Raw genomic sequence first — 25,516 nt, 5'->3', positions numbered from 1 at the left:
TCTTTAATTCGGCCTACAGGTCATATTTATCGCGCAACCCAACCGAGGGTCCGCTCCGCCAACGCATCGCGCGCGGGTGTAAATAATTCCATTGCTATCAGTCCGGCATTACGCCCAACGACCAACGGAGCCCAGCGATTGGCAAACAGATACACCAGACTGTTGGTGACACCAATCGTTACCTCGCGATCGCGCTGACGGCGCTGTTGATAACGCGACAGCACCGCATAATCGCCCACATCTTCTGCGTCATCCAGGGCCTGAGTCAACGTTTCGGCAAGACTCATGGCATCACGAAGTCCAAGGTTAAAACCTTGTCCGGCAATAGGATGCAGCGTCTGTGCCGCATTACCCACCAGCACCGTACGATGGGTAATCGCTTTCAGCGCGGTTGTTAAAGACAGCGGGTAAGCGTTGCGTTTACCTGCCTGAGTAATACGCCCCAGCCGCCAGCCAAATGCGCGTTGCAGTTCGCGGCAAAACTGTTCATCTGACCAGGACATGATCTCTTCACGCTTCTCCAGCGGATGGCACCACACCAGCGAGCATCGCCCCTCCGCCATTGGCAGCATGGCCAGCGGACCATGCGGCGTGAAACGCTCGTAGGCACGTCCGTCGTGAGGAACGGAAGTCGTGACGTTAGCAATGACGGCCAGTTGTTCATACGGCTGTTGCTGCCAGTCAACCCCACAGGCTGTCGCCAACGCAGAGCGCGTGCCATCTGCAGCCACCAGCAGATGCCCCGTAATCGTTTCGCCATTTTCCAGTGTAACATCAACACGTTCTTGCGTGCGCGACACGCTGGCAACACGAGCGGGACAGTGCAATGTGACACCCGGCGCTTTACGCAGCAGCGCAAACAGACGTAGCCCCACATCGTGCAGTTCTACCACCTGACCGAGCGCTGAAATAGAGTATTCCTGCGCATCCAGCGTGACGAATCCGGCATGCCCACGGTCACTGACGTGTACCGTTTTGATTGCCGTTGCGCAATCAGCAATTGCCTGCCACACGCCAATTCGCGCCAGCTGTTGGCAGGTTCCTGCCGCCAGCGCAATTGCCCGGGCGTCAAATCCCGGGTGGCGATCGGTTTCAGGTTCGCTCGCTTCTATCAGATGAACAGGCAGCGTCCCATGGCTCAGCGCTGAAATGGCCAGCGCCAGCGTCGCGCCGACCATGCCGCCACCGACGATAATCACGCTCATTGCAGTCGCGCCGCAGCCATCAGGGCTTCAATGTCATCCGCCTTCTTGACCACTCCGGCGGTCAGGTTTTCGTTACCGTCTTCGGTAATAAGGATGTCATCTTCAATACGAATGCCGATACCGCGGTAAGCAGGAGGGACATCGGCATCCGGAGCGATATACAACCCTGGCTCAACCGTGAGTACCATTCCCGGCTCCAGGACACGCGAACGGTCCTGACCATAAACACCGACGTCATGGACATCCAGACCCAGCCAGTGGCTGAGACCATGCATAAAGAAAGGTCGGTGCGCATTCTCGGTAATCAACTGATCGACTTCACCGTGCAGGATACCAAGCTTCACCAGGCCGGTAATCATGATGCGCACCACTTCGCCAGTCACCTCCTGAATGGAAGTCCCTGGACGATACAGACGCAGGCTGGTTTCTAACGACTCCAATACGATGTCGTAGACCTCACGCTGGGCTGGTGTAAATTTGCCGCTAACCGGGAAGGTACGCGTGATATCGCCCGCGTAGCCTTTGTATTCACATCCAGCATCAATCAGCACCAGGTCGCCATCACGCATTTCACTTTCGTTTTCGGTGTAATGCAGGATACAGCCGTTTGCGCCGCTGCCAACGATGGTGTTATAGGATGGGTAACGCGCACCATGACGGGTGAATTCGTGATGAATTTCCCCTTCCAGGTGGTACTCAAACATCCCCGGACGGCATTTTTCCATCGCCCGGGTATGCGCCAGTGCGGTAATTTCCCCAGCCCGGCGCATAACAGCAATCTCTTCTGCCGATTTAAACAGGCGCATCTCATGCACCATCGGACGCCAGTCGATAATTGCTGCAGGCGCGTGCAGATTTTGCCGGGAACCTTTACGCAGCTTATCCAGCGCCGTACTGACTATCTCGTCGGCCCAGGCATATTCACCCTGCGCGTGATACACCGCGTCCAGGCCATTGAGCAACAGGTGCAGCTGTTGGTTGATTTCGCTGAAGGCTAGCGCCCGGTCAACGCCCAGTTTTTCCGGTGCGGCATCCTGCCCCAGACGGCGGCCAAACCAGATCTCTGCAGTCAGGTCGCGAACCCGGTTGAACAAAACGCTGTGGTTATGAGTGTCATCACTTTTAATCAGTACCAGCACGGCTTCAGGTTCGTTAAAACCGGTGAAGTACCAGAAATCACTGCTTTGGCGGTACGGGTATTCACTGTCCGCGCTGCGTGTCGCTTCGGGTGCCGCGAAAATTAGCGCGGCGCTGCCAGGCTGCATTTGCGCCAATAATGCCTGGCGACGACGCTGGAATTCTTGCTGAGATATCTCGCTCATCACACTCTCCTTTGCGTTTCGTTCTTAGTGCAGAGTCGGTTTACGGACTTCCGGTGCGGTCGGTTGCTGACGCGTGAATGTGTCATGGCACAGCAACGCGGCAACACGCACGTATTCGATGATCTCTTCGAGCGACATTTCCAGCTCTTCCTGATCTTCGTCTTCGTCATAGCCCAACTGGGCGATATTACGCAGATCATCGATCGCTTCGCCGGTTTCACCTGTCACTTTATCGAGCTTCGGTTGTGTCACACCGAGGCCCAGCAAAAAGTGGTTTACCCAGCCAGCCAGTGCATCGGCGCGATCGAACACGCTAACGTCATCGCCTTCAGGCAGATAAAGCTGAAAAAGGAAGCCATCATCTTCCAGCGCATCGCTGGTGGCAGAGTGCATTTTCAGCAGAGCCTGAGCCAGCTCGTGACCGAAAGCCAGACCTTCGTTCGTCAGGTCGTGCAACAGCGGCTGCCATGAGCTGTCGTTGTTGCCACCGCAAATCATCCCGCTGATCAAACCGTGCATTTCAGCGGGGGTCAATCCGGCCCCTTGTTGGTTCAAAAACTGGCTAACTTCGTTGTAACCAGGCATTTCGTTCTGTATAGACATAAGCATTCGTCATCAAAGGGAGGATATTCATGATATGCTACCACTTTGGACCCTGGTGGACCAGAAAAGGGCTTGTATCTTGATACCAGGGTAGCTATAGTGTCGCCCCTTCGCGGACCCACGGTCTGGAGACGAAGGCAGCGCAGTCAATCAGCAGGAAGGTGGCATGTCTGCACAACCCGTCGATATCCAAATATTTGGCCGTTCACTGCGAGTGAATTGCCCGCCTGAACAAAGGGATGCGTTGAATCAGGCTGCGGACGATCTGAATCAGCGATTGCAAGATCTGAAAGTTCGCACTAGAGTCACAAATACTGAGCAGCTGGTTTTCATCGCCGCGTTGAACATCAGCTATGAATTAACTCAGGAAAAAGCGAAGACGCGTGATTACGCGGCGAGCATGGAACAACGTATTCGGATGCTACAACAGACCATCGAACAAGCGTTGCTTGATCAGGGTCGCATAACCGAAAAAACGGGCCAAAACTTTGAATAACACTTTTCGGTTTACTGTGGTAGAGTGACCGTGAAGACAAAATTTCTCTGAGATGTTTGCAAGCGGGCCAGTCCCCTGAGCCGATATTTCATACCACAAGAATGTGGCGCTCCACGGTTGGTGAGCATGCTCGGCCCGTCCGAGAAGCCTTAAAACTGTGACGACGCATTCACCTTGAACCAAGGGTTCAAGGGTTACAGCCTGCGGCGGCATCTCGGAGATTCCCTTCTACCTGGCAACAGCCATGACACTACTTTCTGAACTTCCTTTATCCCGACAAGAAATACGTCAACTTATTCGGCAACGCCGCCGTGCATTAACGCCCGATCAACAAAGAGATTTCGGCCAGCAAGCCGCGACCCGAATGCTCAGCTATCCCCCTGTTGTACTCGCTCATACCGTGGCGGTATTCCTCTCGTTCGATGGCGAACTCGATACCCAGCCGCTAATAGATCAGCTTTGGCGAGCGGGCAAGCGCGTCTATCTCCCGGTTCTTCATCCCTTCAGCACCGGTAATTTATTGTTCCTGCACTATCATCCTCATAGCGAGCTGGTCACCAATCGCTTAAAAATCCAGGAGCCACGGCTTGATGTACGCGACGTATTGCCGCTGTCACAGCTGGATGTGCTGATTACGCCGTTAGTCGCGTTTGATGAGGGTGGGCAAAGACTGGGTATGGGCGGCGGATTTTACGATCGGACGCTACAAAACTGGCAGCAGCATCAGATCCAGCCCGTAGGCTACGCGCACGATTGTCAGCGAGTGGGAAAATTGCCTGTCGAAGAGTGGGATATCCCGCTGCCTGCGGTGGTGACGCCATCCAAAATTTGGGAATGGTAGCCGTTTTTTGCCGATTGACAGCGTCGCTTTTTTGACCTAAATTCCTCGGTGAAGGGTGAGGGAGGCGAACCTCCCTCCTGCGTACTCTCTGTTAATATGCTGGCCAAGCGATGATTAACAGGATCAGCAGCATGATGACGTATCTCATCATCGTCCCTTTCCTTTTTAGAGCCCCTGCTTCGGTAGGGGCTTTCCCGTTTCAGCGCGATGCTGAGCCTCTATCGTAAATTCCTTTTAGTGCTGTACAACACACAACGCTGCCTTTAATTACCCATTGCGGCAAGGCTCGAAAACAGAATGTATGCGTTACAGAAAGAAATTTTGAGGCAGGGAAATCAGAGGAATGATGGGCAGGTCAACCGCCTGCCCATATAGAGGAAATCAGTACAGCAGACGAGCACGAATGGTTCCCGGCAGGGCTTTCATCGCCAGCAGCGCTTTCTCCGCCACATCTTCATCCGCTTCAATATCGATAACCACGTAACCGACCTGCGCGGACGTCTGCAGATACTGCGCGGCAATGTTGACGCCCTGCTCGGCAAAAATCTGGTTTAGCGCGGTCAGTACGCCTGGGCGGTTTTCGTGAATGTGCATCAGACGACGACCACCGTGCAGCGGCAGCGAAACTTCCGGGAAGTTAACGGCAGACAGCGTAGAGCCATTGTCGGAATACTTCGTAAGTTTACCCGCCACTTCCAGGCCGATGTTTTCCTGCGCTTCCAGAGTGGAACCACCGATATGCGGCGTCAGGATCACGTTATCAAAATCACACAGCGGCGAGGTGAACGGATCGCTGTTAGATGCAGGCTCCGTTGGGAAGACATCGATTGCCGCTCCCGCCAGATGTTTCGTTGCCAGCGCATCACACAGCGCAGGGATATCGACAACCGTACCGCGTGCAGCGTTGATCAGCAGTGCGCCTGGTTTCATCAGCGCAATCTCATGCGCGCCCATCAGATTTTTGGTGGAGGCGTTTTCCGGCACGTGGAGGCTGACTACATCGCTCATATTCAGCAGGTCGGAAAGATGCTGTACCTGCGTGGCGTTGCCCAGCGGCAGTTTATTTTCAATATCATAGAAATAAACGTGCATCCCCAGCGATTCAGCCAGAATGCCCAACTGAGTACCAATGTGGCCGTAGCCGATAATCCCCAGTTTTTTGCCACGCGCTTCAAAAGAGCCGGTAGCCAGTTTATTCCACACGCCGCGGTGCGCTTTGGCGTTCGCTTCCGGCACACCGCGTAGCAGTAGCAGAAGTTCGCCAATCACCAGTTCGGCAACGGAACGTGTGTTAGAGAATGGTGCATTAAACACGGGGATCCCGCGTTTTGCCGCCGCGCTCAGATCAACCTGATTGGTGCCAATGCAGAAGCAGCCAATCGCGACCAGTTTCTCTGCGGCGTCAATCACATCTTCAGTCAGATGGGTTCGGGATCGCAGGCCAATGAAGTGGGCATCACGGATGGACTCTTTCAGCTGTTCGGTGTCCAGAGCGCCTTTATGAAACTCAATGTTGGTATAACCTGCTGCACGAAGGTTTTCGAGTGCTTTTTGGTGCACACCTTCAACCAGCAGAAATTTAATCTTATCTTTCTCCAGTGATACCTTTGCCATTTCCCGACCCTGTCTTTTTTTGTTCAAACTGATGTGTTGTGTGTGGGATTTTCATCCTCCTCTTCAACATATCAAAAAATAATATTGCGGCAATATGAACGTTTGCGTCGTCATGCTGAGGAAATGTCATTCAGCGGGAATTGTCAGAGGAAAATACTGGCGATAACTTTTTCTTTGGAGGGATCGGCAGGACAATATTATAAACGTGACACAAGTCACCAAATTTGCCCTGCCAAAATTTTTTTAACGGGAGAAGACTCTCCCGTCAGATCATTTTACGATAGTTTTCACGCCGTCCGGTGTGCCAATCAGCGCCACATCCGCACCACGATTGGCGAACAGACCCACGGTTACTACGCCCGGAATCGCATTGATGGCGTTTTCCATGGCCACGGCGTCAAGGATCTCCAGGCCGTGCACATCCAGGATCACGTTACCATTGTCAGTGACCACCCCCTGACGATATTCAGGGCGACCACCCAACTTCACCAGTTGACGCGCGACTGCGCTACGCGCCATTGGGATCACTTCCACCGGCAGCGGGAAGTTGCCAAGAATATCGACTTCTTTGGACGCGTCCGCGATGCAGATAAATTTCTTCGCCACGGAAGCAATGATCTTTTCACGCGTCAGCGCTGCGCCGCCGCCTTTGATCATCTGCATATGGCCGTTGATTTCATCCGCGCCATCAACGTATACGCCGAGGCTGTCCACTTCGTTAAGATCGAATACGTGGATACCAAGGCTTTTCAGTTTTTCAGTCGAGGCGTCCGAGCTGGACACAGCGCCTTCAATCTGACCTTTCATTGTGCCCAGCGCATCAATAAAGTGTGCGGCTGTTGAACCGGTACCTACGCCCACAATGGTGCCGGGCTGTACATACTGAAGTGCCGCCCATCCTACTGCTTTTTTCAGTTCATCCTGCGTCATGATCGTTTCGCCTGTGGTGTGAATATGGTGGGAAAATTCACGCGCATTATAGAACATTGTGCAGAAAAATGTTCCCACACCCGCAAGCTGGCGGCGGATTTCGTCTTTACCCAACCTAAAATTGTGTCATAGTGCAGAACAAGCAAAAATTTCAGGAGTGCGCCAAAGCAATGAAACGTCCGGACTACAGAACACTACAAGCACTGGATGCGGTTATTCGTGAACGAGGATTTGAGCGCGCGGCGCAAAAGCTGTGCATCACGCAATCCGCGGTTTCACAGCGCATAAAACAGCTTGAGAATATGTTCGGACAACCGTTGCTGGTGCGTACCGTCCCCCCGCGCCCTACCGAACAAGGACAAAAGCTTCTGGCCCTGTTGCGCCAGGTTGAGCTGCTGGAAGATGAGTGGCTGGGTGATGAACAAACCGGGTCCACGCCGCTGCTGCTCTCGCTGGCGGTGAACGCCGACAGCCTGGCAACCTGGTTGCTTCCGGCGCTAGCGCCGGTACTGGCCAATTCACCGATTCGTCTGAACCTGCAGGTTGAAGATGAAACCCGGACCCAGGAACGTCTGCGCCGGGGTGAAGTAGTGGGTGCAGTGAGTATTCAGCATCAGGCGCTGCCAAGCTGCCTGGTGGATAAGCTCGGCGCGCTCGACTATCTTTTTGTTGGCTCCAAAGCGTTTGCCGAACGCTACTTCCCTAATGGTGTTACCCGCTCCGCCCTGCTGAAAGCACCAGCAGTGGCTTTTGACCACCTCGACGATATGCACCAGGCCTTCCTGCAGCAGAACTTCGATTTGCCGCCGGGTAGTGTGCCATGCCACATCGTTAACTCATCCGAAGCCTTCGTTCAGCTGGCGCGTCAGGGCACGACCTGTTGTATGATCCCTCACCTGCAAATTGAAAAAGAGCTGGAAAGCGGTGAGCTTATCGACTTAACGCCAGGACTGTTCCAGCGCCGGATGCTCTACTGGCATCGCTTTGCACCGGAAAGCCGCATGATGCGCAACGTCACCGACGCTCTGCTGGCTTACGGTCACAACGTGCTGCGCCAGGATTAAACTGTTTATAGCCTCTGAGTGCCGGATGGCGGCGTAACGCCTTATCCGGCCTCCCCCTCTTACCGCTTTTTCATGTTATTCATACCACGTCTTTGAAAGACATCACAAAATCAAACACACCATGCGGCAAAAAACGACGCCCTGTTGGCTATTTTTTGCTGGCGACAAGCTGACTGAAAAAGCTCACCGTATTCGTAAAGATTCAACTTATTGCGTAATACGGAGCAAAAAATGGCAAACGTACAGGAGTGGCAAACACTCGCCAATAAAGAACTCAGTCGCCGGGAAAAAACCGTCGAATCGCTGGAAAGACAAACGGCGGAAGGGATTGCCATCAAGCCGCTGTATACCGAGGCCGATCTCGATAATCTGGAAGTAACAGGTACTCTCCCCGGCCTGCCGCCTTACGTGCGCGGCCCACGCGCCACCATGTATACCGCGCAGCCGTGGACCATTCGCCAGTACGCCGGTTTCTCAACTGCTAAAGAGTCGAATGCGTTTTATCGCCGCAACCTCGCTGCCGGACAAAAGGGGCTCTCCGTTGCGTTTGATCTTGCCACCCACCGTGGCTATGACTCTGATAATCCTCGTGTGGCGGGTGACGTCGGCAAAGCGGGCGTGGCGATCGATACCGTCGAAGATATGAAGGTACTGTTCGACCAGATCCCGCTGGATAAGATGTCGGTATCAATGACCATGAACGGCGCAGTGCTGCCGGTACTGGCGTTTTATATCGTCGCTGCAGAAGAACAAGGCGTAACACCGGAACAGCTCACCGGGACCATTCAGAACGATATTCTGAAAGAATACCTGTGTCGCAACACCTACATTTATCCGCCAAAACCTTCGATGCGCATTATCGCCGACATCATCGCCTGGTGTTCTGGCAACATGCCACGCTTTAATACCATCAGCATCAGCGGCTACCACATGGGCGAAGCCGGCGCGAACTGCGTGCAGCAGGTGGCATTTACGCTGGCTGACGGTATTGAATACATCAAAGCCGCACTCTCTGCAGGATTGAAAATTGATGACTTTGCCCCGCGCCTGTCATTCTTCTTCGGTATCGGCATGGATCTGTTCATGAACGTCGCCATGTTGCGCGCAGCGCGTTATTTGTGGAGCGAAGCGGTCAGCAGTTTTGGCGCGACCAACCCGAAATCCTTAGCCCTGCGCACCCACTGTCAGACATCCGGCTGGAGCCTGACCGAGCAGGACCCCTACAACAACGTCATTCGCACCACCATCGAAGCACTCGGTGCCACACTCGGCGGTACGCAGTCTTTGCATACCAACGCCTTTGATGAAGCGCTCGGTCTGCCGACGGATTTCTCCGCGCGCATTGCGCGTAATACGCAGATCATCATTCAGGAAGAATCGGAGATCTGCCGCACCGTCGATCCGCTGGCCGGATCGTATTACGTCGAGTCGCTCACCGATCACATCGTGAAGCAGGCACGCACGATCATCAAACAGATCGATGAAGTCGGCGGCATGGCGAAAGCGATCGAAGCCGGGTTGCCGAAACGGATGATCGAAGAAGCCTCGGCACGTGAACAATCGCTGATCGACCAGGGCAAGCGCGTCATCGTTGGCGTGAACAAGTACAAGCTGGATAAAGAAGACGAGACGTCGGTGCTGGAGATCGACAACGTGAAGGTGCGTAACGAGCAAATTGCTTCGCTGCAGCATATACGCGCCACCCGCGACAATGATGCCGTCAAAACTGCACTGTCAGCGCTGACCCACGCCGCACAGCACAATGAAAACCTGTTGGCCGCGGCGATTAACGCCGCCCGTGTTCGCGCCACGCTCGGTGAGATCTCCGACGCGCTGGAGGTTGCCTTTGACCGCTATCTGGTTCCCAGCCAGTGCGTTACTGGGGTGATTGCGCAAAGCTACCATCAGTCAGACAAATCCGCCGATGAGTTTGACGCTATCGTTGCGCAAACTGAGCAATTTCTGGCTGAACATGGCCGTCGCCCGCGCATTCTAATCGCCAAGATGGGTCAGGATGGTCACGATCGCGGCGCAAAAGTGATCGCCAGCGCCTACTCCGACCTCGGATTCGATGTTGACCTCAGTCCGATGTTCTCCACACCGGAAGAGATTGCCCGCCTGGCCGTAGAAAACGATGTGCATGTGATTGGCGCATCATCACTGGCAGCAGGTCATAAAACGCTAATCCCGGAACTGGTCACCGCGCTCAAAAACTGGGGGCGCGAAGATATTTGCGTGGTCGCGGGAGGGGTTATCCCGCCGCAGGATTACGCCTTCCTGCATGAGCGTGGCGTCGCTGCCATTTATGGCCCAGGTACGCCGATGCTCGATAGCGTCCGCGATGTGTTAACCCGCATTAGCCAACATCATGATTAACGCCGCCACGCTCGAGGATACCGTCCGGCGCCTGCGCCTGGGTGAGCGCGCCACGCTCGCGCAGGCGATGACGCTGGTCGAAAGTAGCCACCCGCGCCACCAGTCCCTGAGTACGCAATTACTGGACGCCATTATGCCGTTCACCGGTCATGCCCTGCGTCTGGGTATTACCGGTACGCCAGGCGCGGGCAAAAGTACCTTTCTGGAAGCGTTCGGTATGCTGCTCATCCGCCACGGATTACGGGTGGCAGTTATTGCAGTCGATCCCAGCAGCCCGGTTAGCGGCGGCAGCATTCTTGGCGATAAAACCAGGATGACCGAGCTTGCCCGCGCCGAATCCGCGTTCATTCGCCCGGTGCCTTCCGGCGGGCATTTAGGCGGTGCCAGTCAGCGCGCGCGTGAGTTAATGCTACTGTGCGAAGCGGCGGGCTTTGACGTGGTGATTGTGGAAACCGTCGGCGTCGGGCAGTCCGAAACCGAAGTGGCCCGGATGGTTGATTGTTTTATCTCGTTGCAGATTGCCGGTGGCGGTGACGATTTGCAGGGCATCAAAAAAGGCCTGATGGAGGTGGCGGATCTGATCGTCATCAACAAGGACGACGGTGATAACCGTAACCAGGTTGCCATCGCACGCCATATGTACGAATCCGCCCTGCATATTCTGCGCCGCAAGTATGACGAGTGGCAGCCGCAGGTTCTGACCTGTAGTGCGCTGGAAAAGCGTGGCATCGAGGAAATCTGGCAGACGATAACCGACTTCAGAACGCGTCTTACCACCAGCGGTCGGCTGGAAAAAGTGCGTCAACAACAGGCGGTTGAGTGGATACAGAAACAGGCTGAAGAAGAGGCGCTGCATCTGCTGTTTGCCTGTACGGATTTCGACCGCTATTTCCAGCAAACGCTACAGTCCGTGAAAAACAATGATCTTTCGCCGCGCACCGGGCTGCGGCACATCAGCGAATTTATCCAGCATCATTACTTTGAATAAAGAGAACATTATGTCTTATCAATACGTCAACGTTGTCATCATCCAGAAAGTCGCGGTCATTGAATTCAACTATGCCCGCAAGCTCAATGCCCTGAGTAAAGTATTTATCGACGATCTGATACAGGCGCTGAGCGATCTCAATCGTCCGGAAATTCGCTGCATTATTCTGCGCGCACCAGGCGGGGCAAAAGTGTTCTCTGCCGGGCATGACATTCATGAACTCCCAACCGGACGTCGCGATCCCCTCTCCTATGACGATCCGCTGCGTCAGATAACCCGCATGATCCAAAAATATCCGAAACCCGTGATCTCCATGGTTGAAGGCAGCGTCTGGGGGGGGGCATTTGAAATGATCATGAGCTCCGATCTGATTATCTCCGCTGAAACGTCCACCTTTTCGATGACGCCAGTCAACCTTGGTGTGCCCTATAACCTGGTGGGCATCCACAACCTGACCCGTGATGCAGGCTTTCACATCGTGAAAGAGCTGATTTTTACCGCCTCGCCCATTACAGCACAACGCGCCATGGCCGTTGGGATCCTTAACCATGTCGTCCCTGTCGACGAACTGGAAGATTTCACTTTGCAAATGGCGCACCACATCTCAGAAAAAGCGCCGCTGGCGATCGCCGTTATCAAAGAAGAGCTACGCGTGCTGGGTGAAGCGCACACCATGAATTCCGACGAGTTCGAGCGTATTCAGGGTATGCGTCGCGCGGTGTACGACAGCGAAGACTATCAGGAAGGGATGAATGCGTTTATGGAAAAACGTAAACCGAATTTTGTCGGCCACTAATTGCGGTCAGAGAAAGGAGAGAGCCATGAAACGGATGAGCGCTGAAGAAGCGGCAGAAATTATCCAACACGATGATATGGTGGCATTTAGCGGATTCACACCAGCAGGCTCACCAAAAGCATTGCCGACAGCGCTTGCCCGACGCGCCTGCGAACAGCATCAGGCCGGGCAGCCCTTTCAGATTCGCTTGCTGACTGGGGCGTCAATCGGCGCTGCCGCTGACGATGCATTATCAGAGGCAGATGCCGTTTCCTGGCGTGCGCCTTATCAAACCTCCTCCGGCCTGCGCGAGAAAATTAACCAGGGCCAGGTGAGGTTTGTCGATCTCCATCTGAGTGAGGTTGCGCAGATGGTCAATTACGGCTTTTTTGGCGAGATCGATATTGCCGTTATTGAAGCTTCAGCCATCGCGCCAGATGGACGGATTTGGCTCACAAGCGGGATAGGCAATGCGCCAACCTGGCTGCTGCGGGCAAAAAAAGTGGTAATCGAACTGAACCACTACCATAACCCGCGCGTAGCAGAGCTTGCCGACATTGTTATTCCAGGCGCACCACCACGGCGGAACAGCGTGCCCATTTTTCATACCATGGATCGTGTCGGGACACAGTGCGTGCAGATAGACCCGAAAAAGGTCGTTGCGATAGTGGATACCGAACTGCCAGATGCCGGTAATGCGTCAGATAAAACCAACCCGGTCAGCCAACAAATAGCCGATAACGTGGTCACCTTTCTGCTGGCAGAAATGGCGCACAAGCGAATTCCACCTGAGTTTTTGCCCCTTCAGAGTGGCGTTGGCAATATCAATAACGCAGTGATGGCGCGACTGGGTGAGAACCCGGATATTCCGCCCTTTATGATGTATTCGGAGGTGCTGCAGGAATCGGTGGTGCATCTGCTGGAAACAGGGAAAGTAACCGGCGCCAGCGCCTCGAGTCTGACCATTTCCGCCCCATCGCTGCAAAAAATCTACAACAACATGGATTTCTTCACCAGCCGGATTGTGTTGCGCCCGCAGGAGATCTCCAACAATCCGGAGATCATCCGTCGTCTGGGGGTTATTGCGCTTAATGTCGGCCTGGAGTTTGATATTTATGGTCATGCTAACTCCACGCATGTCGCGGGGGTCAATCTGATGAACGGTATTGGCGGCAGCGGCGATTTCGAACGTAACGCCTATCTGTCGATCTTTATGGCTCCGTCGATCGCCAAAGGCGGGAAAATATCCACTATTGTGCCGATGTGCAGCCATGTCGATCACAGCGAGCATAGTGTGAAAGTGATCATCACTGAACAGGGTATTGCCGATCTGCGCGGGTTATCTCCTCTGCAACGGGCACATACCATCATCGACAACTGTGCTCATCCCCTGTACCGGGACTACCTGCACCACTATCTGGAAAAAGCGCCCGGCGGGCATATTCATCACGATCTCAGTCATGCCTTTGATCTGCATAGAAATTTGATCGAGACCGGTTCCATGCTGGGTTAAGTTGCCGTACCGTCACGATCCTCAGCAATATGCTGCAGCATTGTGGCGGTGTAGCGATGGTTTTTCAGCGAATACAGAAACTCCTGCATATACATGGGACTGCCGGGCGCATCGAAATATTTCAGCGTCGACGGGTTCACCAGCCGCCAGGCAAAATGCGGGATGACCGTCAGAAACTGCCCCCGCTCCACGGCGCTAATCTTGGCCATAAAGCTGTACGGACGATAGATTATCGTCGGGTTGATCCCACAGGGTCGCATGTAGGCATCCAGCATCGCCTCAAAGTTGGCGCGATTCTGGAAGCGCATCTGCAACCAGGGCAGCTCACGCAGCAAATCCTGTGGTTGCTTTTCTTCGTAACGCCGGGATACCAGAAACCCCAGGCGTAACGGCGGTAATTCACTTACTGCCAGATTATCCAGCTCTTGCACCCGGGGAGACACATGTTGCGGCGAGATAATAAAATCAAGTTGTCGGTCGAACAGATTATCAATCACCCCATTTTCACTGAACTCGACAGCCTGGGCGCTGATACCATCGTACTTATCGCCAAGGCTAATCAGCTGGTCAAAAATAATGGTTGGGTAAGTGTTGTCGATGCCGATGACGATTTCCCGCGAGCGACGAGAGGCATTATGGATTTCGTTATCAATAGCAGATAGCCGCTGATAGACGGGAAATAATTTCTGATACAGCTCCTGACCGGCTTTGTTCAGACTGATGTTGTTATCTTTACGGGTAAACAGCGTATAGCCGATTTGATCTTCCAGTGCAGCAATGCTTTTGCCAAACGGCGATGCGGTCATGTGTATTTTTTCTGCCGCTCTGGCGATGTTATTCGTTTGCGCCAGCAGAATAAAATTGCGCATCTTTTTCGAGATAAAAATATCCATAGTCACCTCATAAAATCACTACGGCATATCCTCATCAAGACAAAAAAAAGACTCGCGACGCGGTCGCATTTTTACAGTTGTTCACAGAAAAAACCCGGCGGATAAGCCGGGTCTGAAAAGATTACTGCGTTTTGGCAGGCGCTGCTGCTGGCTGACCCGCTGCGGGTTCGATTTGGAAGACCACATCAACCTGATCGTCAAACTGAATGACCGGCTGTTCGTAGGTTTCCTGAGCCGATGCAGCAGGTGCCGCGTCTGCCTTCATCATCCGTACCATTGGGCTCGGCTGATAATTGGAAACGTGGTAGCGCACACTGTACACCGGGCCAAGTTTGCTATTGAAGCCCGCAGCCAGCTGTTCAGCCTGATGAATGGCATCATCAATTGCGGCTTTACGCGCCTTGTCTTTGTAGGTATCTGGCTGAGCCACACCCAGCGATACCGAGCGGATCTCATTCAGACCCGCTTTCAGCGCGCCATCCAACAGGGCGTTCAGCTTATCCAACTGACGCAGCGTAACCTCAACAGTACGTACCGCACGGTAGCCTTTCAGTACGCTTTTACCATTCTGGTAGTCGTAGTCCGGCTGTGTACGCAGATTGGCGGCGCTAATATCTTTCTTCGCTATCTGGTTTTGCTCAAGGAAGGAAAGATACTGCGCCACACGCTCGTCGGCTTGCTTTTTCGCAGATGCTGCATCCTTGGCCGCTACGTTCACTTCAATTGCCAGAGTAGCAATATCAGGTGTCGCATCGACGCTTGCCGTTCCGGAAGTCACGATGTGCGGTCCATTGGGCAATTCGTTTGCCTGTACCGATAGTGCGCTGAATCCGACTAATGCCGCCAGGGCGATGACTTTGAACTTCACTGTCGTTCCTCCATGTTACATATACCCCTAAACTCAGGGCGCATGCAGGCAAGCTTAGCCGATCTCGCCACGTTGTCCATCAGACAACACTTAGTTGAACAGCGCATGAACGTGCGCAACACCTTCTTTTGCCAGCTGAAAAGCGATAAACCACATCACTAATCCTACCAGCGTGTTGATAATGCGCTGGGCTTTAGCAGTACGCAGACGCGGGGCCAGCCAGGCTGCCAGCAGTGCCAGACCAAAGAACCACAGGAACGACGCGCTGACGGTTCCCAGTGCAAACCAGCGCTTAGGTTCCACATCCAGCTGGCCGCCAAGGCTGCCCAGCACGACAAAAGTATCCAAATAGACATGTGGGTTTAACCAGGTTACCGCTAGCATGGTGGCGATGATTTTCCAGCGGCCCTGCTTCATCACCTCGGCACTGGCCAGCTCCAGGTTGCTGCTCATCGCCGTTTTTAACGCACCAAAGCCATACCAGAGTAAAAACGCCACCCCGCCCCAGGTCACCAGCGCCATCAACCACGGCGACTGCATCAACAAGGCACTACCACCAAAGATACCGGCACAGATAAGCACTAAGTCACTGATGGCGCAAAGTAAGGCAATCATGATGTGATACTGGCGACGAATACCCTGATTCATCACAAAAGCGTTCTGCGGTCCAAGTGGAAGGATCATGGCTGCGCCAAGCGCAAGACCTTGAAAATAATAAGATATCACGTTTTTTATCCCGAGCTATTTCTCTTAAGCGCAGACTATAGCGCGGGAAAATCATTAGCGGAAATTGATAATATTAATCAGGGATAAGAGGAATTAATACCTGGGGAGAAAATGCCGGATGGCGGCTTGTGCCTGATCCGGCCTACAGTATAGAAATCTGAGTAGGCCGGATAAGCGAAGCGCCATCCGGCACCGTAGTACGGAAAAGATTACTCGGCCGCGCGCTCTTTCACGCGCTTGAAATTCACATCCATCTGCGGATATGGGAAGCTGATACCGTTGGCATCGAACTCACGTTTAATACGCTCCAGCACATCCCAGTAAACACTTTGCAGGTCGCCGCTGTTACTCCAGACACGTACCACAAAGTTAATGGAGGAAGCCCCTAGCTCATTCAGACGCACCGTCATTTCTCGATCTTTCAGGATACGATCATCAGACTGGATGATATCGGTAAGGATTTTCTTCACCTGATCGATATCGGAATCGTAGGCTACACCGATAATAAATTCGTTACGGCGAACCGGTTCACGAGAGAAGTTGATGATATTCCCGGCGATGATTTTACCGTTTGGGATCACAACAATCTTGCCATCCACGGTACGCATGGTAGTGGAGAATATCTGCACGTTAAGCACGGTTCCGGCTACGCCGCCGAGGTCAACATACTCACTCGCACGGAACGGGCGGAACATCACCAGCAGTACGCCAGCGGCAAGGTTCGACAACGAACCTTGTAATGCCAGACCAACGGCTAAACCTGCCGCACCGAGAACGGCAATCACCGAAGCCGTCTGCACCCCAACGCGTCCGAGGGCGGCAATCAGCGTGAACGCAATGATCCCGTAGCGCACCAGCGCAGAGAGGAAGTCGGCAACGGTTGCATCAATTTTACGCGCTACCATCAGGCGGTTAACCGTGTTCGAAACGATTCGCGCCACAATCATACCGATAATAACAATGGCGATGGCCGCAACGATGTTGACGGCATAGCTCAGCAGCAGTTCCTGGTTGCGGACCAGCCAGGTGCCCGCACCGTTTATGCTGTCGACAACATTCAAATCTTCCATTTACTATTCCTTTTTTGCTTACCCAAACGGGAGAAATAAAGCCACCCCACCGGGGCGGGCAACCTGACAAGGGTAAACAATAAACCCGAATTTTGCCAAACAGATCACAGAATTCTCTGTCAGCAGCACATTGAAATGGCAATAAAAAAGGCCCGCATATGCGGGCCTCATGTCACGTAGAACGGCGTAAATTACAGAACGTCAACCGCGTTCAGTTCTTTGAAAGCCTGTTCCAGACGGGTGATCATGGTTGCCTGACCAGCACGCAGCCATACGCGCGGATCGTAGTATTTCTTGTTCGGCTGATCTTCGCCTTTCGGGTTGCCCAGCTGACCCTGCAGGTAAGCTTCGTTGGCTTTGTAGTAGTTCAGAACGCCTTCCCAGGTAGCCCATTGGGTATCGGTATCGATGTTCATTTTCACTACGCCGTAGCTTACGGAGTCTTTGATTTCCTGAGCAGTAGAACCGGAACCGCCGTGGAACACGAAGTTCAGGCTGTTGTGCGGCAGGTTATGTTTCTTAGAAACATAGTCCTGAGAATCACGCAGGATGGTCGGGGTCAGAACCACGTTGCCTGGCTTGTACACGCCGTGTACGTTGCCGAAGGAAGCAGCGATGGTGAAGCGCGGGCTGATTTTGCTCAGCTCAGTGAACGCGTAATCAACGTCTTCTGGTTGGGTGTACAGGGCAGAAGCGTCCATGTGGCTGTTGTCCACGCCGTCTTCTTCACCACCGGTGCAACCCAGTTCGATTTCCAGAGTCATGCCCATTTTGGACATACGCGCCAGATATTTGGAGCAGATTTCGATGTTCTCTTCCAGAGACTCTTCAGACAGGTCGATCATGTGAGAAGAGAACAGCGGTTTGCCCGTTGCTGCAAAGTGTTTTTCACCCGCGTCCAGCAGACCGTCGATCCACGGCAGCAGTTTCTTCGCGCAGTGGTCAGTGTGCAGGATAACCGGAACACCGTAGTGTTCAGCCATCTGGTGAACGTGATGCGCGCCAGAGATAGCACCCAGGATTGCAGCGCCCTGAGGCACGTCGGACTTCACGCCTTTACCCGCGATGAAAGAAGCACCACCGTTGGAGAACTGAACGATTACCGGCGCTTTAACTTTTGCAGCGGTTTCCAGAACGGCGTTAATGGAGTCGGTACCAACGCAGTTAACAGCTGGCAGAGCAAAGTTGTTTTCTTTAGCTACCTGGAAAACTTTCTGAACGTCGTCGCCAGTGATGACGCCCGGTTTTACGAAATCAAAAATTTTAGACATGTTACGTAGTCCTGTATCTGTATCTTCGACCGTTGAAGAAGGTTCGCGAGCGTTTAAGCGCGCTGAAAAACAGGCGGGTCACCCCGCCTGAACTGAATTACTTCTTAGCGCGCTCTTCGAGCATCGCTACTGCTGGCAGGACTTTGCCTTCCACGAATTCGAGGAATGCGCCGCCGCCAGTAGAGATGTAGGAGATTTTGTCAGCAATGCCGAACAGGTCGATTGCTGCCAGGGTGTCACCGCCGCCCGCGATGGAGAACGCTTCGCTGTCTGCGATAGCGTTAGCAACGATTTCAGTACCTTTGCGGAAGTTCGGGAATTCAAACACACCAACCGGGCCGTTCCACAGAATGGTTTTCGCATTTTTCAGGATGTCAGCCAATTGCTGTGCAGAAGCGTCGCCGATATCCAGAATTTGCTCGTCTTCTTTCACATCGCTAACGGATTTCAGCGTAGCCGGTGCAGTTTCAGAGAATTCAGTCGCTACGCGAACGTCAGTCGGAACCGGGATGTCACAAGTGGTCAGCAGACGCTTAGCTTCATCAACCAGGTCAGCTTCGTACAGGGATTTACCCACGTTGTGGCCTTGAGCGGCAACGAAGGTGTTCGCGATACCACCGCCTACGATCAGCTGGTCGGCGATTTTAGACAGGGAGTCCAGAACAGTCAGTTTGGTAGAGACTTTAGAACCACCAACAATAGCCACCATCGGACGAGCAGGTTCTTTCAGTGCTTTACCCAGTGCATCCAGCTCAGCTGCCAACAACGGACCCGCACACGCTACATCAGCGAATTTACCGATACCGTGAGTGGAAGCCTGTGCACGGTGAGCCGTGCCGAAAGCGTCCATGACGAATACATCGCACAGTGCGGCATATTTTTTGGACAGCGCTTCGTCGTCTTTCTTCTCGCCTTTGTTGAAGCGAACGTTTTCCAGAACAACCAGTTCACCGGCAGCGACTTCAACGCCGTCCAGGTAATCTTTTACCAGGCGAACCGGAGCAGACAGTTTGTCTTTCAGGTAGTTAACAACCGGCAGCAGAGAGAATTCTTCGTTGTACTCGCCTTCGGTAGGACGACCCAGGTGGGAAGTTACCATCACTTTTGCACCCTGCTTCAGTGCCAGCTCGATGGTTGGCAGAGAGGCACGAATACGCGCATCGCTGGTTACTTTCCCTTCTTTAACTGGTACGTTCAGATCCGCACGGATAAAAACACGTTTACCAGCAAGATCCAGATCGGTCATCTTAATTACAGACATGGTGAATCCTCTCGTTGATTCTTAAAGTGTTGCAAGCGCTCACGCGCCTTACCTGAAACCAATAGCAGCCATCGCTAACGTTGTGTCGAGCATACGGTTAGCAAAGCCCCATTCATTATCGCACCAGACCAGGGTCTTGATCAGGTGAGCGCCACTCACGCGCGTTTGCGTACCATCAACGATGGCGCTGTGCGGGTCGTGGTTAAAATCTACAGAGACCAACGGTAATTCCGTATAGTCAACTATACCATGAAATGCACCTTGTGCTGCTTTTTGCAGCAACTGGTTGACTTCACTGGCTTTTACCGGTTTTTTCACCGTCACGCTTAAGTCGATCGCCGTCACATTAATGGTCGGTACACGCACCGCAATCGCTTCAAAACGATCGTTAAATTGCGGAAAAATTCGTGTGATACCCGCCGCCAGTTTGGTATCAACCGGGATGATCGACTGGCTAGCCGCTCGCGTGCGGCGCAGGTCAGGATGATAAGCATCAATAACCTGCTGATCGTGCATCGCGGAGTGGATCGTCGTGACGGTACCAGACTCGATGCCGTAAGCATCATCCAGCAATTTAATGACGGGAATTATACAATTCGTGGTGCAGGAGGCGTTGGAGACGATCCGGTGCTCAGCGCGCAGTTGATCCTGGTTAACGCCAAACACAACGGTTGCGTCGATGTCGTGACTGCCAGGATGTGAAAAGAGCACTTTTTTAGCACCAGCGGCAATGTGCGCCTCGCCGTGTTCGCGGTTGCCGAAGACACCTGTGCAGTCCAGCACAACGTCGACGCCCAATTCACGCCACGGAAGCGCATCAAGGGTTCGTTCATGCAGAATGCGAATCGCGTCATCGCCAACGATGAGCTGGTCACGTTCCTGACGAACATCCCAGGCAAAACGCCCATGGCTGGTGTCATATTTCAACAAATGCGCCATGCCTGCGGCATCCGCCAGTTCGTTGATAGCCACCACGGTGATTTCCGCCCGACGCCCGGATTCATACAAAGCACGAACCACGTTACGTCCGATGCGACCGAAACCATTAATCGCTACGCGTACGGTCATAGGTCTCCTGCAAGGATTTCTCAGAAACGATGTGGCTGACAGAGTAATGCAGCAAACCGCTCAGGGAAACCTTACCTGTCGCAAACTGCGACTAATTGATTAATTGTCGAACATTTAATCGACTGAAACGCTTCAGCTAGAATAAGCGAAACAAGGAATAAAAGGAATGATTGTCCAGCAACAGAACACAATTATCTGACTTGCGTCACATTTTATCTGGAATATCTACGACGAATTTTTCAGTTAACAAGAATAGCGATGAAACACGATATCCCCGCAGCATCGCTGCGGGGAAAAGGGATTAGAGAATCGTCAGAGTGGTCGTCACCGTATAACTGAGCGCCCACGAAGAGTGCCAGTCCTTCCCATCGAAGGTGATGACGCCATGATACTTCCCGGCAGGCAAGGCGGCATTATTACCATAGGACGGATCATAGGTTATCTGCGGCGCATTCCCCGGCAACTGACATCCTGATGCGCTGTTAAACTCAAATGCGGTACACTTATTTATGACCTGTCCGCGGAAGGCGACCGTTTGAGAAACGCCGTTTTCATCCGTTAACTGCGCCGTCAGCTCCGAATATCCCCCATAATTCAGCGACCATATCAACTCGGTCGGCCCTGTCGTGTTACCCGTGACAATGAATCCGAGATTTTTCAAATTGGCGATGGTTTCCCCTTTATAAGCACTGGGTTGCGCACCATTAGCAATATCCCAGGACTCAGCGATCGTCCCCATAAACATCACCGAGTTATCCGACAAGCTACTCCCGTTGGTGCTGGCAATAACCGTGGGTTTACCGAACTCGGACCCGGACAGGTTCACCGTCGCTTCGCCATCGTGGTTTGTCACGCTGGTTTGTGCCGACAGTGAGTTCATATCGGTACTCCATGCCACGACGGCCGCCTCAACCGGGTTTCCGTTCTCGTCCTGTATTGTCGCGGTATAGACCACCGGTTCAGTGTTTGCCGCCACATGATCGAGATTCGCCGCCAGTTTCACCACTTTGGCGGTTTTGGCATCGCCGATGAAATTCACGGCGTTGGCGCTATATTGCATCGCCGGTGACGCAATAGACGCGGTAACAATCGTCTCGCCGGATGTTATCGATGTTGCGCGGATCGTCGCCTCGCCGTTTTCTGCCGTCAGGCTACTCGTCGACGAGAAAGCGAGATAACTTTGATCTGCGCTCCAGTCTACCGTAAGGCCATTCAAAGCGTTGTCATTGGCATCAGAGACCACCGCGGTCCACGTCACCGCGCTAACGCCGTCGGCTACGGCTTCATTTTTATCCGCGGCGACCGTCGTAATTTTCGCCGTAGCGGCATTACCGATAACCTGCAACACCTTCGTGTGATTATTTCCTTCCAGGGCCGCCGTCACCGTAATGTCGCCGGCTTTCAGACTCGAGAAGGTCGTCGTTGCCCGCCCATTTTCATCGGTTACCGCTGATGACGTCGTGAACGCGCTGTTAGCTTCACTGCTACTCCAATGGATGGTGACACCTGAAACCGCATGTTGATTCACGTCCACCACGGTGGCGGTCAATACCACGCTATCTTTATCAGCCACGATCGCCGTCTCTTTATCCGCTTCCAGCTGGGTTATCTCCGCGGTTGTTTTGTCCGCGGTAAAACTCAGATCCGATAGCGATTGTGAGCTCTCGTTGATGCTTGCCGTTACACGATAAGTATTGACCTCCGCCGAGGTAAGACGCGCCTGCGCCACCCCTTCGCTGTTTGTTTTGCTGCTTTGCGCTGAGAGCGTTCCGCTGACAGGCGTAACGGACCATGTGACGTCGGCATCAGGCAGCACATTGTCGTGCGCATCCATCACCGTGGCGCTTAATTGAATGGCGTCGGTATTATTCGCCAGCGCCGTCTGATTATTGCCAGATAACGCAACGATCTTCGCGGTCGCCGCATCGGCAATAAAGTTAACGCTTTCCGCCTGTTTTGCCGTACTTTCACTCGTCTGCGCGGTAATAACAACCGCTCCGGCCTTCAAAGAAGCGACGCTAATGGTCGATTTGCCATCTTCGCCAGCCAGGGTTTGACTCTCGCTTAAGGTGGCGTCCTGACTATCGGCGGACCAATTAATCACGGCCCCCTGTACTGGGTTGCCCTGGAGATCGGTAATCGTCGCCTCGTAGATAATGGCGTCGCGACCATTGGCCGTCGCCTGTTGTTTATCGGATTGCAACACGCTCACCTTCTGCGTACTGGTGTCGGCGACAAAGGTGATCGCTTCGCTTTCTATTGCATTCCCGCCAGTAACCCCAGCCGATACCGTGACGACCCCGATTTTCATCGATTTAAGCTGGAACGTCGCCTCTCCCTGATTGTTAGTGACGGAAGTTGCCGTTCCGGCAGTACTGCCGTTACTTTTCAACACCGTCCAGTTTACGGTTATGCCATCCAATGGATGGTTGTAGTTATCGAACACTTTCGCCGTTAGGGTGCTGGTATCCTCATTATTAGCGATGACCTGTGTTTTTTCTGGCTCAACGGAAACCACGCGGGCCGACGCGCTATCCGCAGTAAAGTTAAGCGTTTCAGACTGTAGGGATTCCGCTTGAGCGCGTTGAGCGGTAATAACGGTACTAATAACATCGACGCTGGTCACCGCGACCTGCGCCTGCCCCTGGTCGTTTGTCGTCGATTGCGCGACGGAAAGCTGCGCTTTACGGTTATCCGCGCTCCAGTTTATCGGCTCGTTTTGTACCGGCGCCCCTGACGAATCCAGTACGGTTGCCGTGAGCATCACCGCGGTACTACCATCCGCCAGTGCGCTCCCCGTAGATGCCTCAAGCGTGGAGAGTCGCGCCAATGTTTCTGTCTTTTCTTCAACAAGCTTCGCGCTCGCCAGCTTCACGGCGCCGTCAATTAACGGTTGAATGGTGAGCGTATCAGGTATCGTCCCCGAGGTAAGCGAAGCGCTATACACGCCAGGAGAGATCTCGTCGAAATCAGCTAGCGTTGGTTTTTTCGCGTCTGGACGGGTTGTCGTGTCCGCTGCCGTTGAAATGAGCGTGGCACTCAAACGGGATGCCAGACCTGTGGCGTTTTCAGCGGATTGCGTCTTAAGCGATATCGTGACCGTTGCGGTACTGGCCCCATCGGCCGGAATTGTCGTCGGCGATACGCTTGTGGATGACTGCAGCGTATTGATATCAATACCTTTGACGTTCACCGTCATTTCACTGGTATTAGAGGCGTTGCCATTTTTATCCCACGCCTGCCCTGTCAGCGTATAGCTGTTAGAGCCGCTGCTTTGCCAGGCGGGGAGTGTCAGGACGACCTGATCCGTAGCGGCGCCATGAGTAATTTTTCCGCCGCTATTGAGGAACGACGCAGCCTGCCAGTCAATATGATCCAGGGCATACTTGGTTTTCACCTTTGCCGTGACCGTTTGTTTAGATTGTTCTTCGCCTTCCAATTGCGGCGGCAGAGAAAGGGTGATCAAATCCTGTTTGCGGTATTCCAGAACAATATTATTGTTACGATCAACCAGATCTTTACGTCCCCCTACCAACGAGCGGCGTTGCGCAACCATCGCCGGGTCCAATTGCGCACGTAGCGGCACGCCTGGCGTCCAGCTCAGCGCGAAATTAATCTGAGTATCGTTTTCTCCGCTTTTGCCAAATTTTTGATTGACGCCCACCGTCACCAGCGGGACTGGGGTATAGTTCAAACCAAACGTCATGGCATGAGGGTTTTTCTGGCGGTCATTTTCATCATCGCCAAACAGCCCGACGCTGTCGCCATAATACTGTTCATAAATAATATTAGCCCCGAGCTGTGGGTACGCGGGGAGATATCCGGTCGCACGAATATCAAAACCATTAGCCACCCGCTCGTCATAATCCGTATAGCGGCGTGAAGACATCCAATCACTCAGGCGAAAATAGCCATTGGCGGAAAGTTTAATATAATCCCAGCCTAATTCCGCGCCAATGCCCAATCGCTGATGCTGGTTACCGGAAAGTTGTCTGTCATAAAAAACGTTCGAACCTACCATCCATGTTTCCGTAAAATAACGGTAGCCTAAGCCGGTATTCATAATGTTACGGTCATCATGGCGTCTCCCGCCTAATTGAGTAAACAGGAGATTATTTTTTTGGTCATATAACGGGAGTAATAGATCCAGCTCCGAGTCATTTAATGTGAAATGCTCATCGGTGCTCACGCTCACTCTGGCCGTACCAAACTGATTTAACCACTGCTGCGCTTCGGCAGATGCCATACCTGTCGCCGTGGAGGTCAGCGAATTAACGACTGAATCCGCTGCATTTTCAGAGGCAAGCACCGTTCCGGCCTGAACAACCGTCTGCGCGATACGATCGTCCGCCTGCTCTGCGCTTTTAACTCGCGAGCTATTTTCCGCTTTTGCATTCGCGAAAGATATCGGTGATAGATATAAAAGAAATGAGGGAGGGAAGAGCTGCAATATTATCTGCAGCACAGCCAGAGCTTTACGCATTTTAACGTGCATATCTACATTCCATATAGAAAGATCTAAAATGCGGAAGAATAGTTCTGAAAGTTTACCCTGACAATCCACCACGCGGGCGCCAGAAATATTTTTTCTGTCTTAACGCGAAAACAATAAAATGAATAAATACATAATAT

General features: G+C 53.1%; 20 protein-coding genes and 1 other RNA gene. 8 read left to right on the top strand and 13 right to left on the bottom strand.

Features of this window, described 5'->3' with window-relative positions:
• Nucleotides 1-26: 26 nt before the first annotated feature.
• The 3 genes from ubiH to NNO02_RS12160 are packed head-to-tail and all read right to left on the bottom strand — an operon-like array spanning nucleotide 27 to nucleotide 3,130.
• Nucleotides 27-1,205 carry a 2-octaprenyl-6-methoxyphenyl hydroxylase gene (ubiH, locus tag NNO02_RS12170; protein WP_271454893.1) on the bottom strand — a complete coding sequence of 393 codons (1,179 nt, stop codon included), beginning with the start codon at nucleotides 1,203-1,205 and terminating at the stop codon, nucleotides 27-29.
• Nucleotides 1,202-2,527: a Xaa-Pro aminopeptidase gene (gene pepP, locus NNO02_RS12165; RefSeq protein WP_271454892.1), complete on the bottom strand. Its 1,326-nt coding sequence runs from the start codon at nucleotides 2,525-2,527 to the stop codon at nucleotides 1,202-1,204. Before pepP ends, ubiH begins: the two co-directional genes overlap by 4 nt.
• Before the next feature lie 24 nt (nucleotides 2,528-2,551).
• The gene (locus NNO02_RS12160; RefSeq protein ID WP_003026978.1) at nucleotides 2,552-3,130 is read right to left on the bottom strand and encodes a YecA/YgfB family protein; all 579 of its coding nucleotides are present in this window, start codon (nucleotides 3,128-3,130) and stop codon (nucleotides 2,552-2,554) included.
• Nucleotides 3,131-3,296: 166 nt separating this feature from the next.
• On the opposite strand from NNO02_RS12160, the gene zapA reads away from it, so the two are divergent.
• The 3 genes from zapA to NNO02_RS12145 all read left to right on the top strand — a co-directional run bounded on the left by zapA (nucleotide 3,297) and on the right by NNO02_RS12145 (nucleotide 4,467).
• Nucleotides 3,297-3,626 carry a cell division protein ZapA gene (gene zapA / locus NNO02_RS12155; protein WP_006686880.1) on the top strand — a complete coding sequence of 110 codons (330 nt, stop codon included), beginning with the start codon at nucleotides 3,297-3,299 and terminating at the stop codon, nucleotides 3,624-3,626.
• A gap of 41 nt (nucleotides 3,627-3,667) precedes the next feature.
• A non-coding RNA gene (gene ssrS, locus NNO02_RS12150) (6S RNA) lies at nucleotides 3,668-3,851 on the top strand.
• A 19-nt stretch (nucleotides 3,852-3,870) separates the two neighbouring features.
• Nucleotides 3,871-4,467 carry a 5-formyltetrahydrofolate cyclo-ligase gene (locus NNO02_RS12145; RefSeq protein ID WP_271454891.1) on the top strand — a complete coding sequence of 199 codons (597 nt, stop codon included), beginning with the start codon at nucleotides 3,871-3,873 and terminating at the stop codon, nucleotides 4,465-4,467.
• A gap of 381 nt (nucleotides 4,468-4,848) precedes the next feature.
• On the opposite strand, the gene serA is transcribed toward NNO02_RS12145, so the two are convergent.
• Nucleotides 4,849-6,081: a phosphoglycerate dehydrogenase gene (serA, locus tag NNO02_RS12140; RefSeq protein WP_137382644.1), complete on the bottom strand. Its 1,233-nt coding sequence runs from the start codon at nucleotides 6,079-6,081 to the stop codon at nucleotides 4,849-4,851.
• Nucleotides 6,082-6,351: 270 nt separating this feature from the next.
• Entirely contained in the window at nucleotides 6,352-7,011 is a 660-nt protein-coding gene (gene rpiA / locus NNO02_RS12135) for a ribose-5-phosphate isomerase RpiA (protein WP_003026986.1), read from the bottom strand.
• A 170-nt stretch (nucleotides 7,012-7,181) separates the two neighbouring features.
• Between rpiA and argP the strand changes: the two genes are divergently transcribed.
• The 5 genes from argP to NNO02_RS12110 all read left to right on the top strand — a co-directional run bounded on the left by argP (nucleotide 7,182) and on the right by NNO02_RS12110 (nucleotide 13,727).
• Nucleotides 7,182-8,075 (top strand): DNA-binding transcriptional regulator ArgP, encoded by an 894-nt coding sequence (argP, locus tag NNO02_RS12130; RefSeq protein ID WP_032940465.1) that lies wholly within the window; start codon nucleotides 7,182-7,184, stop codon nucleotides 8,073-8,075.
• Between the two features lie 231 nt (nucleotides 8,076-8,306).
• Nucleotides 8,307-10,451, top strand: a complete 2,145-nt coding sequence (gene scpA / locus NNO02_RS12125; protein ID WP_271454890.1) for a methylmalonyl-CoA mutase — start codon at nucleotides 8,307-8,309, stop codon at nucleotides 10,449-10,451.
• A complete protein-coding gene (meaB, locus tag NNO02_RS12120) occupies nucleotides 10,444-11,439 on the top strand; it encodes a methylmalonyl Co-A mutase-associated GTPase MeaB (protein ID WP_271454889.1) in 996 nt (331 codons plus the stop codon). The genes scpA and meaB overlap by 8 nt, the downstream gene beginning before the upstream one ends.
• Before the next feature lie 10 nt (nucleotides 11,440-11,449).
• Nucleotides 11,450-12,235 (top strand): methylmalonyl-CoA decarboxylase, encoded by a 786-nt coding sequence (gene scpB / locus NNO02_RS12115; RefSeq protein ID WP_271454888.1) that lies wholly within the window; start codon nucleotides 11,450-11,452, stop codon nucleotides 12,233-12,235.
• Nucleotides 12,236-12,260: 25 nt separating this feature from the next.
• Nucleotides 12,261-13,727, top strand: coding sequence for an acetyl-CoA hydrolase/transferase family protein (locus tag NNO02_RS12110; protein WP_271449879.1), 1,467 nt, complete (start codon nucleotides 12,261-12,263; stop codon nucleotides 13,725-13,727).
• Here NNO02_RS12110 and srsR read toward each other — a convergent pair.
• From srsR to NNO02_RS12070, 8 genes are all read right to left on the bottom strand, one after another.
• Nucleotides 13,724-14,620 carry a LysR family transcriptional regulator SrsR gene (gene srsR, locus NNO02_RS12105; RefSeq protein ID WP_137382638.1) on the bottom strand — a complete coding sequence of 299 codons (897 nt, stop codon included), beginning with the start codon at nucleotides 14,618-14,620 and terminating at the stop codon, nucleotides 13,724-13,726. The two genes, NNO02_RS12110 and srsR, sit on opposite strands and share 4 nt — an antisense overlap.
• Nucleotides 14,621-14,741: 121 nt before the next feature.
• Complete coding sequence (locus tag NNO02_RS12100) at nucleotides 14,742-15,488, bottom strand: oxidative stress defense protein (RefSeq protein WP_271441208.1); 747 nt, start codon at nucleotides 15,486-15,488, stop codon at nucleotides 14,742-14,744.
• A 90-nt stretch (nucleotides 15,489-15,578) separates the two neighbouring features.
• Complete coding sequence (gene argO / locus NNO02_RS12095; RefSeq protein ID WP_032940461.1) at nucleotides 15,579-16,214, bottom strand: arginine exporter ArgO; 636 nt, start codon at nucleotides 16,212-16,214, stop codon at nucleotides 15,579-15,581.
• A gap of 209 nt (nucleotides 16,215-16,423) precedes the next feature.
• Entirely contained in the window at nucleotides 16,424-17,284 is an 861-nt protein-coding gene (locus NNO02_RS12090; protein WP_271454887.1) for a small-conductance mechanosensitive channel MscS, read from the bottom strand.
• A gap of 191 nt (nucleotides 17,285-17,475) precedes the next feature.
• The gene (fbaA, locus tag NNO02_RS12085; protein ID WP_135324390.1) at nucleotides 17,476-18,555 is read right to left on the bottom strand and encodes a class II fructose-bisphosphate aldolase; all 1,080 of its coding nucleotides are present in this window, start codon (nucleotides 18,553-18,555) and stop codon (nucleotides 17,476-17,478) included.
• 97 nt (nucleotides 18,556-18,652) lie between these two features.
• A complete protein-coding gene (gene pgk, locus NNO02_RS12080) occupies nucleotides 18,653-19,816 on the bottom strand; it encodes a phosphoglycerate kinase (RefSeq protein WP_003027032.1) in 1,164 nt (387 codons plus the stop codon).
• Nucleotides 19,817-19,864: 48 nt separating this feature from the next.
• The gene (epd, locus tag NNO02_RS12075) at nucleotides 19,865-20,884 is read right to left on the bottom strand and encodes an erythrose-4-phosphate dehydrogenase (protein ID WP_271441207.1); all 1,020 of its coding nucleotides are present in this window, start codon (nucleotides 20,882-20,884) and stop codon (nucleotides 19,865-19,867) included.
• Nucleotides 20,885-21,185: 301 nt separating this feature from the next.
• A complete protein-coding gene (locus NNO02_RS12070; RefSeq protein WP_271454886.1) occupies nucleotides 21,186-25,379 on the bottom strand; it encodes an Ig-like domain-containing protein in 4,194 nt (1,397 codons plus the stop codon).
• Between the last annotated feature and the right edge of the window lie 137 nt (nucleotides 25,380-25,516).

This window comes from Citrobacter sp. Awk 2 (assembly GCF_028069815.1).
Taxonomy (GTDB): domain Bacteria; phylum Pseudomonadota; class Gammaproteobacteria; order Enterobacterales; family Enterobacteriaceae; genus Citrobacter.
This window is presented reverse-complemented; position numbering and strand designations above follow the sequence as displayed.

Excerpts from the sequence above, each read along its gene's own strand:
- rpiA (WP_003026986.1), bottom strand. The coding sequence starts at position 7,011 with ATGACGCAGGATGAACTGAAAAAAGCAGTAGGATGGGCGGCACTTCAG.
- scpB (WP_271454888.1), top strand. The coding sequence starts at position 11,450 with ATGTCTTATCAATACGTCAACGTTGTCATCATCCAGAAAGTCGCGGTC.
- ubiH (WP_271454893.1), bottom strand. The coding sequence starts at position 1,205 with ATGAGCGTGATTATCGTCGGTGGCGGCATGGTCGGCGCGACGCTGGCG.
- zapA (WP_006686880.1), top strand. The coding sequence starts at position 3,297 with ATGTCTGCACAACCCGTCGATATCCAAATATTTGGCCGTTCACTGCGA.
- epd (WP_271441207.1), bottom strand. The coding sequence starts at position 20,884 with ATGACCGTACGCGTAGCGATTAATGGTTTCGGTCGCATCGGACGTAAC.
- NNO02_RS12110 (WP_271449879.1), top strand. The coding sequence starts at position 12,261 with ATGAAACGGATGAGCGCTGAAGAAGCGGCAGAAATTATCCAACACGAT.
- scpA (WP_271454890.1), top strand. The coding sequence starts at position 8,307 with ATGGCAAACGTACAGGAGTGGCAAACACTCGCCAATAAAGAACTCAGT.
- meaB (WP_271454889.1), top strand. The coding sequence starts at position 10,444 with ATGATTAACGCCGCCACGCTCGAGGATACCGTCCGGCGCCTGCGCCTG.
- argP (WP_032940465.1), top strand. The coding sequence starts at position 7,182 with ATGAAACGTCCGGACTACAGAACACTACAAGCACTGGATGCGGTTATT.
- NNO02_RS12070 (WP_271454886.1), bottom strand. The coding sequence starts at position 25,379 with ATGCACGTTAAAATGCGTAAAGCTCTGGCTGTGCTGCAGATAATATTG.
- NNO02_RS12160 (WP_003026978.1), bottom strand. The coding sequence starts at position 3,130 with ATGTCTATACAGAACGAAATGCCTGGTTACAACGAAGTTAGCCAGTTT.
- pepP (WP_271454892.1), bottom strand. The coding sequence starts at position 2,527 with ATGAGCGAGATATCTCAGCAAGAATTCCAGCGTCGTCGCCAGGCATTA.
- srsR (WP_137382638.1), bottom strand. The coding sequence starts at position 14,620 with ATGGATATTTTTATCTCGAAAAAGATGCGCAATTTTATTCTGCTGGCG.
- serA (WP_137382644.1), bottom strand. The coding sequence starts at position 6,081 with ATGGCAAAGGTATCACTGGAGAAAGATAAGATTAAATTTCTGCTGGTT.
- NNO02_RS12090 (WP_271454887.1), bottom strand. The coding sequence starts at position 17,284 with ATGGAAGATTTGAATGTTGTCGACAGCATAAACGGTGCGGGCACCTGG.
- fbaA (WP_135324390.1), bottom strand. The coding sequence starts at position 18,555 with ATGTCTAAAATTTTTGATTTCGTAAAACCGGGCGTCATCACTGGCGAC.
- pgk (WP_003027032.1), bottom strand. The coding sequence starts at position 19,816 with ATGTCTGTAATTAAGATGACCGATCTGGATCTTGCTGGTAAACGTGTT.
- NNO02_RS12145 (WP_271454891.1), top strand. The coding sequence starts at position 3,871 with ATGACACTACTTTCTGAACTTCCTTTATCCCGACAAGAAATACGTCAA.